The 344-nt window shown below is 41.9% G+C and carries 1 protein-coding gene; it reads left to right on the forward strand.

The genetic code is table 11. The annotated features are described in order from the left end of the window. Positions 1-206: hypothetical protein (locus PL9214_RS32105; protein WP_222425322.1), on the forward strand; the 206-nt coding region annotated here is incomplete at its 5' end. Between the last annotated feature and the right edge of the window lie 138 nt (positions 207-344).

Below are 344 nucleotides of genomic sequence, written 5' to 3' on the forward strand. Positions count from 1 at the left end.
GTTACCATTCGTTAGCTACTTACTGGTTATCGACCTTTTTACCAGAGATAATTAGGGGTTACTTCGTTCCGATTACATATTTGTTTGAAGTCTTTAGCGTGATGCTCTCCACCGGGTTTATTGGGCTTGTGCTAATAAGTCGGGCTATCAACCGCTTATGCCCTTTCCTTGCCTTTTGGCTTGGTGTTTATCAAGTTTTATCTTGATTTAGCCATTACACCATTTCGTATCACGATGGTTCGGACACATCTTTGCTTACGCTACGCATGAACTTCTTGCTCGATAGTTACCAGATTTGGCTACCAGTAGTTCTACCTTTTAACCCCGCTTTAGTCTGTTAGTTG

It is taken from the genome of Planktothrix tepida PCC 9214, assembly GCF_900009145.1.
Taxonomy (GTDB): domain Bacteria; phylum Cyanobacteriota; class Cyanobacteriia; order Cyanobacteriales; family Microcoleaceae; genus Planktothrix; species Planktothrix tepida.